The sequence below is a fragment of the Pseudomonas sp. PI1 genome, from assembly GCF_000812405.1.
Taxonomy (GTDB): Bacteria; Pseudomonadota; Gammaproteobacteria; order Pseudomonadales; family Pseudomonadaceae; genus Pseudomonas; species Pseudomonas citronellolis.
Genome location: NZ_JWMC01000098.1, coordinates 53,783 through 68,210, shown reverse-complemented (window position 1 = coordinate 68,210; position 14,428 = coordinate 53,783). Strand labels below are relative to the sequence as shown.

The 14,428-nt window shown below is 65.0% G+C and carries 12 protein-coding genes and 2 tRNA genes; all 14 read left to right on the top strand.

Going from position 1 to position 14,428, the window contains the following annotated elements:
- Positions 1 to 71 precede the first annotated feature (71 nt).
- The 14 genes from ftsH to pnp all read left to right on the top strand — a co-directional run bounded on the left by ftsH (position 72) and on the right by pnp (position 14,408).
- Positions 72 to 1,991, top strand: a complete 1,920-nt coding sequence (ftsH, locus tag RN02_RS28475; protein WP_024128095.1) for an ATP-dependent zinc metalloprotease FtsH — start codon at positions 72 to 74, stop codon at positions 1,989 to 1,991.
- Between the two features lie 9 nt (positions 1,992 to 2,000).
- Positions 2,001 to 2,870: a dihydropteroate synthase gene (folP, locus tag RN02_RS28470; protein WP_043318576.1), complete on the top strand. Its 870-nt coding sequence runs from the start codon at positions 2,001 to 2,003 to the stop codon at positions 2,868 to 2,870.
- Complete coding sequence (glmM, locus tag RN02_RS28465; RefSeq protein WP_009613051.1) at positions 2,867 to 4,207, top strand: phosphoglucosamine mutase; 1,341 nt, start codon at positions 2,867 to 2,869, stop codon at positions 4,205 to 4,207. Before folP ends, glmM begins: the two co-directional genes overlap by 4 nt.
- A gap of 65 nt (positions 4,208 to 4,272) precedes the next feature.
- The gene (tpiA, locus tag RN02_RS28460) at positions 4,273 to 5,028 is read left to right on the top strand and encodes a triose-phosphate isomerase (protein WP_043318573.1); all 756 of its coding nucleotides are present in this window, start codon (positions 4,273 to 4,275) and stop codon (positions 5,026 to 5,028) included.
- 2 nt (positions 5,029 to 5,030) lie between these two features.
- Positions 5,031 to 5,423 (top strand): preprotein translocase subunit SecG, encoded by a 393-nt coding sequence (secG, locus tag RN02_RS28455; protein ID WP_024128094.1) that lies wholly within the window; start codon positions 5,031 to 5,033, stop codon positions 5,421 to 5,423.
- Between the two features lie 13 nt (positions 5,424 to 5,436).
- Positions 5,437 to 5,522, top strand: a tRNA-Leu gene (locus RN02_RS28450).
- An 89-nt stretch (positions 5,523 to 5,611) separates the two neighbouring features.
- Positions 5,612 to 5,688: transfer RNA gene (locus RN02_RS28445), tRNA-Met, on the top strand.
- Positions 5,689 to 5,816: 128 nt separating this feature from the next.
- Positions 5,817 to 6,275 carry a ribosome maturation factor RimP gene (gene rimP, locus RN02_RS28440; protein ID WP_009613046.1) on the top strand — a complete coding sequence of 153 codons (459 nt, stop codon included), beginning with the start codon at positions 5,817 to 5,819 and terminating at the stop codon, positions 6,273 to 6,275.
- Between the two features lie 46 nt (positions 6,276 to 6,321).
- Positions 6,322 to 7,803: a transcription termination factor NusA gene (gene nusA / locus RN02_RS28435; RefSeq protein WP_043318572.1), complete on the top strand. Its 1,482-nt coding sequence runs from the start codon at positions 6,322 to 6,324 to the stop codon at positions 7,801 to 7,803.
- 27 nt (positions 7,804 to 7,830) lie between these two features.
- On the top strand, positions 7,831 to 10,356 hold the full coding sequence (gene infB / locus RN02_RS28430; RefSeq protein WP_009613042.1) for a translation initiation factor IF-2: 2,526 nt from the start codon (positions 7,831 to 7,833) through the stop codon (positions 10,354 to 10,356).
- Between the two features lie 103 nt (positions 10,357 to 10,459).
- On the top strand, positions 10,460 to 10,849 hold the full coding sequence (gene rbfA, locus RN02_RS28425; RefSeq protein ID WP_009613040.1) for a 30S ribosome-binding factor RbfA: 390 nt from the start codon (positions 10,460 to 10,462) through the stop codon (positions 10,847 to 10,849).
- 3 nt (positions 10,850 to 10,852) lie between these two features.
- On the top strand, positions 10,853 to 11,767 hold the full coding sequence (gene truB / locus RN02_RS28420) for a tRNA pseudouridine(55) synthase TruB (protein ID WP_043269015.1): 915 nt from the start codon (positions 10,853 to 10,855) through the stop codon (positions 11,765 to 11,767).
- A gap of 99 nt (positions 11,768 to 11,866) precedes the next feature.
- Complete coding sequence (rpsO, locus tag RN02_RS28415; protein ID WP_009613036.1) at positions 11,867 to 12,136, top strand: 30S ribosomal protein S15; 270 nt, start codon at positions 11,867 to 11,869, stop codon at positions 12,134 to 12,136.
- Positions 12,137 to 12,302: 166 nt separating this feature from the next.
- Complete coding sequence (pnp, locus tag RN02_RS28410) at positions 12,303 to 14,408, top strand: polyribonucleotide nucleotidyltransferase (RefSeq protein WP_009613034.1); 2,106 nt, start codon at positions 12,303 to 12,305, stop codon at positions 14,406 to 14,408.
- Positions 14,409 to 14,428 lie beyond the last annotated feature (20 nt).

Below are 14,428 nucleotides of genomic sequence, written 5' to 3'. Positions count from 1 at the left end.
CAGGAGTCTGGCCGTCGTGTGAAGCGGTTTCCAGGGCGGAGCCGGCTTCAGAGGGTAATCAATTGAACGACATGGCAAAGAACCTGATCCTGTGGTTGATCATCGCGGCGGTGCTGGTCACCGTGATGAACAACTTCTCCAGTCCGAGCGAGCCGCAGACGCTCAACTACTCGGACTTCATCCAACAGGTGAAGGAAGGCAAGGTCGAGCGGGTTACCGTCGACGGCTACGTGATCACTGGCAAGCGCCAGGACGGGGATACCTTCAAGACCGTCCGTCCGGCGATCCAGGACAACGGCCTGATCGGCGACCTGGTCAACAACAACGTGGTCATCGAGGGCAAGCAGCCCGAGCAGCAGAGCATCTGGACGCAACTGCTGGTCGCCAGCTTCCCGATTCTGGTGATCATTGCCGTGTTCATGTTCTTCATGCGCCAGATGCAGGGCGGCGGCGGTGGCCGCGGCGGCCCGATGAGCTTCGGCAAGAGCAAGGCGCGCCTGCTGTCCGAGGACCAGGTCAAGACCACCTTCGCTGACGTCGCCGGCTGCGACGAGGCCAAGGAAGAGGTCAGCGAGCTGGTCGAGTTCCTCCGCGACCCGGGCAAGTTCCAGCGCCTGGGCGGCCGCATCCCGCGCGGCGTGCTGATGGTCGGCCCGCCCGGTACCGGCAAGACCCTGCTGGCCAAGGCCATCGCCGGCGAGGCCAAGGTGCCGTTCTTCACCATCTCCGGTTCCGACTTCGTCGAGATGTTCGTCGGCGTGGGCGCCTCCCGCGTGCGCGACATGTTCGACCAGGCCAAGAAACACGCCCCGTGCATCATCTTCATCGACGAGATCGACGCCGTCGGCCGCCATCGTGGCGCCGGCCTGGGCGGCGGTCACGACGAGCGCGAGCAGACTCTCAACCAGTTGCTGGTGGAGATGGACGGCTTCGAGATGAACGACGGCATCATCGTCATCGCCGCGACCAACCGTCCGGACGTGCTCGACCCGGCGCTGCTGCGCCCGGGCCGCTTCGACCGCCAGGTGGTGGTCGGCCTGCCGGACATCCGCGGCCGCGAGCAGATCCTCAAGGTGCACATGCGCAAGGTCCCGCTGGGCGACAACGTCGACGCGGCGGTGATCGCCCGCGGTACCCCGGGCTTCTCCGGCGCCGACCTGGCCAACCTGGTCAACGAGGCCTCGCTGTTCGCCGCCCGCGCCAACAAGCGCATCGTCGACATGCGCGAGTTCGAGCTGGCCAAGGACAAGATCATGATGGGCGCCGAGCGCAAGACCATGGTCATGTCCGAGAAGGAGAAGAAGAACACCGCCTTCCACGAGGCCGGCCACGCCATCGTCGGCCGCCTGGTGCCGGAGCACGACCCGGTCTACAAGGTTTCCATCATCCCCCGCGGCCGCGCTCTGGGCGTGACCATGTTCCTCCCCGAGGAGGATCGCTACAGCCTGTCCAAGCGCGCCCTGGAAAGCCAGATCTGCTCGCTGTTCGGCGGCCGTATCGCGGAAGAGATGACCCTCGGCTTCGAAGGCGTCACCACCGGCGCCTCCAACGACATCATGCGTGCCACCCAGTTGGCGCGGAACATGGTCACCAAGTGGGGCCTGTCCGAGAAGCTCGGCCCGCTGATGTACGCCGAAGAGGAGGGCGAGGTGTTCCTCGGCCGCAGCGCCGGCAGCCAGCACGCCAACGTGTCCGGCGAGACCGCCAAGCTGATCGACCAGGAAGTGCGGCGCATCATCGACGACTGCTACGGCACCGCCAAGCGCCTGCTGGAAGAGAACCGCGACAAGCTGGACATGATGGCCGACGCGCTGATGAAGTACGAAACCATCGATGCCGACCAGATCGACGACATCATGGCCGGCCGCGTGCCGCGCGAGCCGCGCGACTGGCAGGGCGGCGGTTCCGGTTCCTCCGGCTCGGCGACCGCCAGCCGCGACGAGGGTGGCCGCAAGGAAAACCCCATCGGTGGGCCCGCCGGCGAGCACTGAGAGCACTAGATGAGTTTCGAGCTGTACCCGACCCGGTTGCCTTGCGGCAACCGGGTTCTTGATTTAGGGCGTACCCATGTCATGGGTATCCTCAACGTCACCCCGGACTCCTTCTCCGACGGCGGCCGCTTCAGCCAGCGCGACGTCGCGTTGCGCCACGCCGCCGCGATGGTCGAGGCTGGCGCCAGCCTGATCGACGTGGGCGGCGAGTCGACCCGTCCGGGCGCGCGCCTGGTGTCGCCGACCGAGGAGCTGGAGCGCGTGGCGCCGGTGGTGGAAGCCATCGCCCGCGAACTGGACGTGGTGATTTCCGTCGACACCTCGACCCCCGCCGTGATGCGCGAGACCGCGCGCCTGGGCGCCGGGCTGATCAACGACGTGCGCTCGCTGCAGCGCGATGGCGCGCTGGACGCCGCGGTGGATACCGGGTTGGCCGTGTGCCTGATGCACATGCGCGGCGAGCCGAGCACCATGCAGAACGATCCGCGCTACCCCGACATCCTGGCCGAGGTGCATGACTTCCTCGCCGAGCGCATCGCCGTCTGCGAGGCGGCGGGAATCGCCCGCGAGCGCCTGGTGCTCGACCCCGGCTTCGGCTTCGCCAAGACCCAGGCGCACAACCTGGTGCTGTTCCAGCGCATGGAGCGTCTGCTGGAACTGGGCTGCCCGCTGCTGGTCGGAGTGTCGCGCAAGAGCATGATCGGCCGCGCCCTGGGGCGCGAGGTCGGTGACCGTCTGTATGGCAGCCTGGCGCTGGCGGCCTTGGCCGTGGCCAAGGGGGCGCGCATCATTCGCGTGCACGACGTTGCCGAAACGGTGGATGTGGTCCGCATGATCGATGCGGTGGAACAGGCTAAGGAAGAAGGAATGACAGCATGAGCAGGAAATATTTCGGTACCGATGGCATCCGTGGCCGCGTCGGCACGCCGCCGATCACGCCGGACTTCGTGCTCAAGCTGGGCTGGGCGGTAGGTATGGCTTTCCGCCAGCAGGGCAAGTGCCGCGTGCTGGTGGGCAAGGACACGCGGATTTCCGGCTACATGTTCGAATCGGCCCTGGAGGCCGGCCTGTCGGCCGCCGGCGCAGACGTGATGCTGCTGGGCCCGATGCCGACCCCCGGCATCGCCTACCTGACCCGCACCTTCCATGCCGAGGCGGGCATCGTCATCAGTGCCTCGCACAACCCGCACGACGACAACGGCATCAAGTTCTTCTCCGGCCAGGGCACCAAGCTGCCCGACGACGTCGAGCTGATGATCGAGGAACTGATCGACACGCCCATGACGGTGGTCGACTCCGCGCGCCTGGGCAAGGTCTCGCGGATCAACGACGCCGCCGGCCGCTACATCGAGTTCTGCAAGAGCAGCGTGCCCACCAGCACCGACTTCTCCGGCCTGCGCCTGGTCGTCGACTGCGCCCATGGCGCCACCTACAAGGTCGCGCCCAGCGTGTTCCGCGAGCTGGGGGCCCAGGTCTCGGTGATCGGCGCGCAGCCCAACGGCCTGAACATCAACGACAACTGCGGCTCCACCCACGTCGCCGCGCTGCAGGCGGCGGTCATCGCCGAGCAGGCCGACATGGGCATCGCCTTCGATGGCGACGGCGACCGCGTGATGATGGTCGACCATACCGGCGCGGTGGTGGACGGCGACGAGATCCTCTTCCTGATCGCCCGCGACATGCAGGAGCGCAACCGCCTGCAGGGCGGCGTGGTCGGCACCCTGATGAGCAACCTGGGCCTGGAGCTGGCCCTGGCCGACCTGCAGATCCCCTTCACCCGGGCCAAGGTCGGCGACCGCTACGTGATGGCGGAAATGCTCGATCGCGGCTGGCAGTTGGGTGGCGAGAACTCCGGCCACGTGGTCTGCGCCCAGCACACCACCACCGGCGACGCCATCATCGCCGCGCTGCAGGTGCTGATGGCACTGAAGAGCCGCGGCCAGACCCTCGCCGAGGCGCGCCAGGGCATCCGCAGGTTCCCGCAGGTGCTGATCAACGTGCGCTACCAGGGCAAGGACGTCGATCCCATCGAGCATCCGGCGGTCAAGGAGGCTTGCGCCCGCGTCACCGAAAGCATGGCCGGCCGCGGCCGCGTGCTGCTGCGCAAGTCCGGCACCGAGCCGCTGGTGCGGGTGATGGTCGAGGGCGACGAAGAGACCCGGGTGCGTGCCTACGCCGAACAGCTGGCGAAGGTCGTAACCGAGGTATGTGCTTGATTTCTCTTGTCAGTCCGATTTTTGTCGAGTAACATCTGCGCCCACTTTGCTCAGCGAGGTACAGCATGCGTCGACCCTTAGTGGCCGGGAACTGGAAAATGCACGGTACCCGCTCCAGTGTTGCGGAGCTGATCAAAGGCTTGCGACAACTGGCTCTGTCTACAGGTGTCGACGTGGCGGTTCTGCCGCCCTGTCTGTACATCAACCAGGTTCTTCAGGGCCTGGATGGCAAGGCGGTTGCGGTCGGTGCGCAGAACTGCGCGATCGAGCCGATGCAGGGCGCCCTCACGGGCGAAATTGCTGCCAGCCAGTTGGCCGATGCCGGTTGCTCCCTGGTTCTGGTGGGGCACTCCGAGCGCCGCCAGGTGCTGGGCGAAAGCGATGGTATCATCAGTCGCAAGTTCGCCGCGGCGCAATCCTGTGGCCTGGTTCCCGTGTTGTGCGTGGGCGAGACCCGCGAGCAGCGCGAAGCCGGCAAGACCCTCGAGGTCGTCGGGCGTCAGTTGAGCTCGGTGATAGAAGATTTGGGCGTCGGGGCTTTCTCCCGCGCCGTAGTGGCTTACGAGCCGGTGTGGGCAATCGGGACGGGGCTTACCGCCTCGCCTGAAGAAGCCCAGGAAGTACATGCGGCCATCCGTGCGCAATTGGCGGCAGAGAATGCCGAGGTCGCCCGCGGGGTTCGCCTGCTTTACGGCGGTAGCGTCAAGGCGGCGAATGCGGTCGAACTGTTCGGCATGCCGGACATCGATGGGGGGCTGATTGGTGGTGCCTCCCTGAATGCGGATGAGTTCGGTGCGATCTGTCGCGCCGCGGGAAGCTGAAGATGCTGGAAACAGTTGTAATCGTGATTCACCTGCTGATGGCGCTGGGTCTGGTTGTACTGGTCCTGCTTCAGCATGGCAAGGGTGCGGATGCCGGTGCCTCCTTTGGCGCTGGTGCTTCGGGTACCGTTTTCGGTAGCCAGGGTTCCGCAACCTTCCTCAGTCGTTTTACTGCTGTACTGGCTGCAGTTTTTTTCATTACCAGCTTGGGTTTAGCGTATTTCGCTAAAGAAAAAGCTGATATGATACGTCACATCGGACTTCCTGATCCGGCAGTGATGGAGCAGCATCAGGAGAAGGTCCCGGCAACCTCCGACGTGCCGGCGACCCAGGGGCAGCAACAAGCCCCGGCAGCCGGCAACGGTGACGTTCCGGCAGCTCCTGAGCAGAAGTAAGGCAAAGGTTTTTGCCGAGGTGGTGGAATTGGTAGACACGCTACCTTGAGGTGGTAGTGGCCATAGGCTGTAGGGGTTCGAGTCCCCTCCTCGGTACCATATACGAAGCCCCGCATGCGGGGCTTTCGTTTCCGGTGCGTCGGTTGACCTGGATAGGGTGTAACCGTATAATTTCGCACCAGCTTTGACGCGGGATGGAGCAGTCTGGTAGCTCGTCGGGCTCATAACCCGAAGGTCGTTGGTTCAAATCCAGCTCCCGCAACCAGTTATGGCAGAGCCCCTTTTCAGGGGCTTTTTGCTAGCTGGACAGTCCGCGCCGCCGTTGCTGGGCGGCCCTTTAGGGATGGGCGTTTCGCCCATTTTTCGTTTCTACGGCATACGCGAGGCGATCAGGTGTCGAGCAAGCTAGAACAGTTGCAGGCCTTGCTGGCCCCTGTGGTAGAGGCGCTCGGCTACGAGTGCTGGGGCCTCGAGTTCCTGTCCCAGGGACGTCATTCCCTGCTGAGGGTTTATATCGACAAGGCCGACGGCATCCTGATCGAGGACTGCGAGACGGTCAGTCGTCAGGTCAGCGGCGTGCTCGACGTCGAGGACCCGATCAGCGGCGAATACACCCTGGAAGTTTCCTCCCCGGGTATGGACCGCCCGCTGTTCACCCTCGAGCAGTTCGCCCGCTACGTTGGCGAGCAAGTGAAGATCAAGTTGCGCGTGCCCTTCGAGCGTCGCCGCAACTTCCAGGGCGTCCTCCGCGGTGTGGAGGAGCAGGACGTGGTGGTCCTGGTGGACGACCATGAATACCTGCTGCCGATCGATTCGATCGATAAGGCCAACATCATTCCCCGATTTGAGTGAGCCGCGGATCAAGCGGATTCCAATGGATTGAAAGGCGAGGCGTACGATGAGCAAAGAAGTACTGCTGGTTGTTGAGTCGGTATCCAACGAGAAAGGTGTACCGCCCGGCGTGATTTTCGAGGCGCTGGAACTGGCTCTGGCGACCGCCACCAAGAAGCGTTTCGAGGACGAGGTCGACCTGCGCGTGCAGATCAACCGCACCAACGGCAACTACGACACCTTCCGCCGCTGGACCGTGGTCGAGGACGAGGACTACTCCAACCCGGCCGCCGAGCTGACCGTCGAGGACGTGCAGGAAAGCCACCCGGGCACCAAGGCCGGCGACGTCATCGAAGAGAAGATCGAGTCCATCGAGTTCGGCCGCATCGCCGCGCAGACCGCCAAGCAGGTCATCGTGCAGAAGGTCCGCGAGGCCGAGCGCGCCCAGGTGGTCGACGCCTACCGCGAGAAGGTCGGCGAGATCATCTCCGGCACCGTCAAGAAGGTCACCCGCGACAACGTCATCGTCGACCTGGGCAACAACGCCGAAGCGCTGCTGGCCCGCGACCAGATCATCCCGCGCGAGACCTTCCGCGTCGGCACCCGCGTGCGTGCCCTGCTCAAGGAAATCCGCAGCGAGAACCGCGGCCCGCAACTGGTCCTCTCGCGCACCGCGCCGGAGATGCTGGTCGAGCTGTTCCGCATCGAAGTGCCGGAAATCGCCGAGCAGCTGATCGATGTCATGGCCGCCGCCCGCGACCCGGGTTCGCGCGCCAAGATCGCGGTACGCTCCAAGGACAAGCGCATCGACCCGCAGGGCGCCTGCATCGGCATGCGCGGTTCGCGCGTCCAGGCCGTGTCCGGCGAGCTGGGCGGCGAGCGCGTGGACATCGTCCTGTGGGACGACAACCCCGCGCAGTTCGTCATCAACGCCATGGCCCCGGCCGAAGTGGCGGCGATCATCGTCGACGAGGATACCCACACCATGGATATCGCCGTCGCCGAGGACAACCTGGCCCAGGCCATCGGCCGCAGCGGCCAGAACGTCCGCCTGGCCAGCCAACTGACCGGCTGGACGCTGAACGTGATGACCGAGGCCGACATCCAGGCCAAGCAGCAGGCCGAGACCGGCGACATCCTGCAGCGCTTCATCGACGAGCTGGATGTCGACGAGGAGCTGGCCCAGGTACTGGTCGAGGAAGGCTTCACCACCCTGGAAGAAATCGCCTACGTACCGATGGAAGAGATGCTCAACATCGACGGCTTTGACGAAGACATCGTCAACGAGCTGCGCTCGCGCGCCAAGGACCGTCTGTTGACCAAAGCCATCGCGACCGAGGAAAAACTTGCCGACGCGCAACCGGCCGAAGACCTGCTCAGCCTCAATGGCATGACCAAAGAGCTGGCCTTGGACCTGGTGCTGCGTGGCGTAACCACCCGTGAAGATCTTGCCGAGCAGTCTATCGACGACCTGCTCGACATCGACGGCATGGACGAAGAGCGTGCCGGCAAGTTGATCATGGCCGCCCGGGCCCATTGGTTCGAGTAAGCATTCGCGGCCTGAGGAGAGAAATGCATGACGCAAGTCACGGTGAAAGAACTGGCCAAAACGGTCGATACGCCGGTCGAGCGCCTGCTGCAGCAGATGCGCGAGGCGGGCCTGCCGCACAGCAGTGCCGAGCAGGTAGTGACCGATAACGAAAAGCAGGCTCTGCTGGCGCACCTCAAGGGTAGCCACGGCGATCGCCTGGAAGAACCGCGCAAGATCACCCTGCAGCGTAAGACCACCTCCACCCTGCGGGTGGCCGGCAGCAAGACGGTGAGCGTCGAGGTCCGCAAGAAGAAGACCTACGTCAAGCGCAGCCCCGACGAGATCGAGGCCGAGCGCCAGCGCGAGCTGGAAGAGCAGCGCGCCGCCGAGGAAGCGGCTCGCCTGAAGGCCGAGGAAGAAGCCCGTCAGAAGGCCGAAGCCGAAGCCCGCCGTCAGGCCGAGGAAGCGGCTCGTCGCCAGCCTGACCAGGCTCCCCAGCCTGCGGCCCCCGCTGTCGCTGCCGGGGCTCCGGCTGCCGCGCCTGTCGCGCCCGCCGCCGCTCCGGCTGCTGGCGAGGAGCGCAAGAAGGAAGCCGAAGTACGCCGTCCGCCCAAGCGCGAAGAGGAAGACGAGCGTCGCGATCGCAAGCATGCCCAGCATCGCCCGTCGATCAAGGAAAAGGAAAAGACCTCCGCGCCGCGCGTTGTTCGCACCGGTGTGGATGACGACGACAGTTTCGGTCGCCGTGGCGGCGGTCGCGGCAAGTCGAAGCTGAAGAAGCGTAACCAGCACGGGTTCCAGAGCCCGACAGGACCGATTGTGCGTGAAGTGAGTATCGGTGAGACCATCACAGTTGCTGAGCTGGCTCAGCAGATGTCGGTGAAGGGCGCCGAAGTCGTCAAGTTCATGTTCAAGATGGGCACCCCGGTGACCATCAACCAGGTGCTCGACCAGGAGACCGCCCAACTGATCGCCGAGGAACTCGGCCACAAGGTCAAGTTGGTCAGCGAGAACGCACTGGAAGAGCAACTGGCCGAGTCGCTGAAGTTCGAAGGCGAGGCGGTAGCCCGTGCACCGGTAGTGACCGTGATGGGCCACGTCGACCACGGCAAGACCTCGCTGCTCGACTACATCCGCCGTGCCAAGGTGGCCGCGGGCGAAGCCGGCGGCATCACCCAGCACATCGGCGCCTACCACGTGGAAACCGACCGCGGCATGGTCACCTTCCTCGACACCCCCGGCCACGCCGCGTTCACCGCGATGCGTGCCCGTGGCGCCCAGGCGACCGACATCGTCATCCTGGTGGTGGCGGCCGACGACGGCGTCATGCCGCAGACCCAGGAAGCCGTCCAGCACGCGAAAGCCGCTGGCGTGCCGATCGTGGTCGCGATCAACAAGATCGACAAGCCCGACGCCAACCCGGACAACATCAAGAACGGCCTGGCCGCGCTCGACGTGATCCCGGAAGAGTGGGGCGGCGACGCACCCTTCGTGCCGGTCTCGGCGAAGATGGGTACCGGCGTCGACGAGCTGCTCGAAGCCGTGCTGCTGCAGGCCGAAGTCCTGGAACTCAAAGCCACCCCGTCGGCCCCCGGCCGTGGCGTGGTGGTCGAGTCGCGCCTGGACAAGGGCCGTGGCCCGGTAGCCACCGTGCTGGTCCAGGACGGTACCCTGCGCCAGGGCGACATGATCCTCTGCGGCGTGAACTATGGCCGCGTGCGCGCCATGCTCGACGAGAACGGCAAGCCGATCAAGGAAGCCGGCCCGTCGATCCCGGTCGAAATCCTCGGCCTGGACGGCACCCCGGATGCCGGTGACGAAGTGACCGTGGTCGCCGACGAGAAGAAGGCCCGCGAAGTCGCGCTGTTCCGCCAGGGCAAGTTCCGCGAGGTCAAGCTGGCTCGCCAGCAGTCGGCCAAGCTGGAAAACATCTTCGAGAACATGGGCCAGGAAGAGAAAAAGACCCTCAACATCGTCCTCAAGGCCGATGTGCGTGGTTCTCTGGAAGCCCTGCAGGGCTCGCTCAGCGGCCTGGGCAACGAAGAAGTGCAGGTCCGCGTGGTCGGCGGCGGCGTCGGTGGCATCACCGAATCCGATGCCAACCTGGCGCTGGCCTCCAACGCGGTGCTGTTCGGCTTCAACGTCCGTGCCGACGCCGGTGCGCGCAAGATCGTCGAGGCCGAAGGCCTGGACATGCGTTACTACAACGTGATCTACGACATCATCGAAGACGTCAAGAAAGCCCTGACCGGCATGCTTGGCAGCGATGTCCGCGAGAACATCCTGGGTATCGCCGAAGTGCGTGACGTGTTCCGTTCGCCGAAGTTCGGCGCGGTCGCCGGCTGCATGGTCACCGAGGGCCTGGTGCACCGCAACCGTCCGATCCGCGTACTGCGCGACGACGTGGTGATCTTCGAAGGCGAGCTGGAATCGCTGCGCCGCTTCAAGGACGACGTGGCCGAAGTCCGTGCCGGCATGGAGTGCGGTATCGGCGTGAAGAGCTACAACGACGTCCGCGTCGGCGACAAGATCGAAGTGTTCGAGAAGGTCGAAGTCGCTCGTACCCTGTAAGGGCCGACGAGCGTAAACGCAGCGCCCGGGTCAGCCTTGCTGATCCGGGCGTTTGCCGCTTATTCGTCCGGTGCCCCTGGGCCACCGGAAGCAGGTTAGGAAAATGGCAAAAGAGTACAGCCGTACCCAACGCATCGGCGATCAGATGCAGCGCGAACTGGCGCTGCTGATCCAGCGCGAGGTCAAGGACCCGCGCCTGGGCCTGGTGACCATCACTGGCGTCGACGTGGCGCGCGACCTGTCCCACGCCAAGGTGTTCATCACCGTGATGGGGCAGGACGACAACGCCGAGCTGATCAAGCAGAACGTCTCGATCCTCAACGACGCCGCCGGCTTCCTGCGCATGCACCTGGGCAAGGCGATGAAGCTGCGCAGCGTGCCGCAGCTGCATTTCAGCTACGACGCCAGCATCCGCCGCGGCGCCGAGCTGTCGGCGCTGATCGAGCGGGCGGTGGCGGAAGACCGTCGTCACGGTGGCGGTTCCGAGGAGTAAGGCGTGGCCCAGGTGAAACGTATCCGCCGTGCGGTCAACGGCGTGCTGGTGCTCGACAAGCCGCGCGGCATGAGCTCCAACCAGGCCCTGCAGAAGGTGCGCTGGCTGCTCAATGCGGAAAAGGCCGGGCACACCGGCAGCCTCGACCCCCTGGCCACCGGCGTACTGCCGCTGTGCTTCGGCGAGGCCACCAAGTTCTCCCAGTACCTGCTGGATGCCGACAAGGGCTACGAGACCCTGGCCCAGCTGGGCGTCACCACCACCACCGGCGACGCCGAGGGCGAAGTGCTCGAGGAACGCCAGGTGACCGTCGGTCGGGAGGCCCTGGAGGCCCTGCTGCCGCGCTTCCGCGGCGAAATAGAGCAGGTGCCGCCGATGTATTCGGCACTGAAGAAGGACGGCCAGCCGCTGTACAAGTTGGCCCGCGCAGGAGAGGTAGTGGAGCGCGAGGCGCGTTCTGTTACTATTGCGCGCTTGGAACTGCTGGCCTTCGAGGCGCCTTGCGCCACCCTGGCCGTTTCCTGCAGCAAGGGCACCTACATCCGCACCCTGGTCGAGGACATCGGCCGCGAGCTGGGCTGCGGCGCCCACGTGGCTGCGCTGCGGCGCACCCAGGCGGGCCCCTTCGGCCTGGCCCAGGCGGTGACGCTGGAGGAACTGGTGCAGGTCCATGCCGAGGGCGGCAACGAGGCCCTCGACCGCTTCCTGCTGCCGGTGGACGCCGGCCTGGAACACTGGCCGCTGCTGCAGCTGTCCGAGCACAGCGCCTACTATTGGCTGCATGGGCAGCCGGTACGCGCACCCGAGGCGCCGAAGTTCGGCATGCTACGGGTACAGGATCACGAAGGTCGCTTCATCGGTATCGGTGAGGTGACCGACGACGGGCGCATCGCGCCGCGTCGACTGATTCGGTCGTAAGGCCGGAAACCCGAGGGTGGCTGTCAACAGGCACGGTCACACCTCCTTTATGAACACAGGGAAAAGTCCCTGGCCTGTTACCTCAGAGGAAAGCCCATCATGGCACTGAGCGTCCAAGAGAAAGCCCAGATCGTAAACGAGTACAAGCAAGCTGAAGGCGACACCGGTTCCCCGGAAGTGCAGGTTGCCCTGCTGTCCGCCAACATCAACAAGCTGCAGGACCACTTCAAGGCCAACGGCAAAGACCACCACTCCCGTCGTGGCCTGATCCGCATGGTCAACCAGCGCCGCAAGCTGCTGGACTACCTGAAGAACAAGGACACTGCTCGTTACAGCGCCCTGATCGGTCGCCTGGGCCTGCGTCGCTAAGACGTGAGCGAGCCGGAAGCTGGAAGTGGGAAGCTGGAAGTGGGGCGTTGCTCTTGCTTCCAGTTTTCGGCTTCCAGCTTTCGGCTTTTTTAGGGAATGATTTTGGGTCCGACTCCCGGCATTTCCACGATTTCCCCCAAGGCAACTAAGTGAAGGTAAAGACACCGTGAACCCGGTAACCAAGAAATTCCAGTTCGGTCAATCGACCGTAACCCTCGAGACTGGCCGCATTGCCCGCCAGGCCACCGGCGCCGTGCTGGTCACCATGGACGATGTCACCGTGCTGGTCACCGTCGTGGGCGCCAAGCAGGCCGACCCGAACAAGGGCTTCTTCCCGCTGTCCGTCCACTACCAGGAAAAGACCTACGCAGCCGGCCGCATCCCCGGTGGTTTCTTCAAGCGTGAAGGCCGTCCTTCCGAGAAGGAAACCCTGACCTCGCGCCTGATCGACCGTCCGATCCGCCCGCTGTTCCCCGAAGGCTTCATGAACGAAGTGCAGGTCGTCTGCACCGTCGTTTCCACCGGCAAGAAGACCGATCCGGACATCGCCGCCATGATCGGCACCTCCGCCGCCCTGGCGATCTCCGGCATTCCCTTCGCCGGCCCGATCGGCGCCGCCCGCGTGGGCTTCCACCCGGAAGTCGGCTACATCCTCAACCCGACCTACGAGCAACTGCAGAGCTCCAGCCTCGATATGGTCGTGGCCGGTACCTCCGACGCCGTGCTGATGGTCGAGTCCGAAGCCGACGAGCTGACCGAAGACCAGATGCTGGGCGCCGTGCTGTACGCCCATGAAGAATTCCAGGCGGTCATCCGCGCCGTCGCCGAACTGGCCACCGAAGCCGGCAAGCCGAGCTGGAACTGGAGCGCCCCGGCCGAGAACACCGCCCTGATCGAGGCCATCAAGGCCGAGTTCGGCGCCGCCATTTCCGACGCCTACACCATCACCATCAAGCAGGAGCGCTACGCCGCCCTGGACGCCCTGCGCGAAGAGATCGTCGCCAGGTTCGCCGGCGAAGGCGAAGGCCAGTACTCGGCCAGCGAGGTCAAGGACGTCTTCGGCCTGCTGGAATACCGCACCGTTCGCGAGAACATCGTCAACGGCAAGCCGCGTATCGACGGCCGCGACACCCGCACCGTGCGTCCGCTGAAGATCGAAGTCGGCGTGCTCGGCAAGACCCACGGTTCGGCCCTGTTCACCCGTGGCGAAACCCAGGCCCTGGTCGTCGCCACCCTCGGCACGGCCCGCGACGCCCAGCTGCTCGACACCCTCGAAGGCGAGCGCAAGGATCCGTTCATGCTGCACTACAACTTCCCGCCGTTCTCGGTGGGCGAGTGCGGCCGCATGGGCAGCCCGGGCCGTCGCGAAATCGGCCACGGCCGTCTGGCCCGTCGTGGCGTCGCCGCCATGCTGCCGTCGCAGGACGAGTTCCCCTACACCATCCGCGTGGTTTCCGAGATCACCGAATCCAACGGTTCCAGCTCCATGGCTTCCGTGTGCGGCGCCTCCCTGGCGCTGATGGACGCCGGCGTGCCGGTTCGCGCTCCGGTTGCCGGCATCGCCATGGGCCTGGTCAAGGAAGGCGACAAGTTCGCCGTCCTGACCGACATCCTGGGTGACGAAGACCACCTGGGCGACATGGACTTCAAGGTCGCCGGTACCGCCAAGGGCGTCACCGCCCTGCAGATGGACATCAAGATCAACGGCATCACCGAAGAGATCATGGAGATCGCCCTGGAGCAGGCGCTGGAAGCGCGCCTGAACATCCTCGGCCAGATGAACCAGGTCATCGCCCAGCCGCGCGCCGAGCTGTCGGAAAACGCCCCGACCATGCTGTCGATGAAGATCGATCCGGACAAGATCCGCGACGTCATCGGCAAGGGCGGCGCCACCATCCGCGGCATCTGCGAAGAGACCAAGGCCTCGATCGACATCGAGGACGACGGCAGCGTGAAGATCTACGGCGAAACCAAGGAAGCCGCCGAGGCCGCCAAGCAGCGCGTCCTGGGCATCACCGCGGAAGCCGAGATCGGCAAGATCTACGTCGGCAAGGTCGAGCGTATCGTCGACTTCGGCGCCTTCGTCAACATCCTGCCGGGCAAGGACGGTCTGGTGCACATCTCGCAGATCAGCGACAAGCGCATCGACAAGGTCACCGACGTGCTCAAGGAAGGCGAGGAAGTCAAGGTCCTGGTTCTGGACGTCGACAACCGTGGCCGCATCAAGCTGTCCATCAAGGATGTGGCCGCCGCAGAAGCTTCTGGCGTCTAAGCGGTAGCAAAATGAAAGAG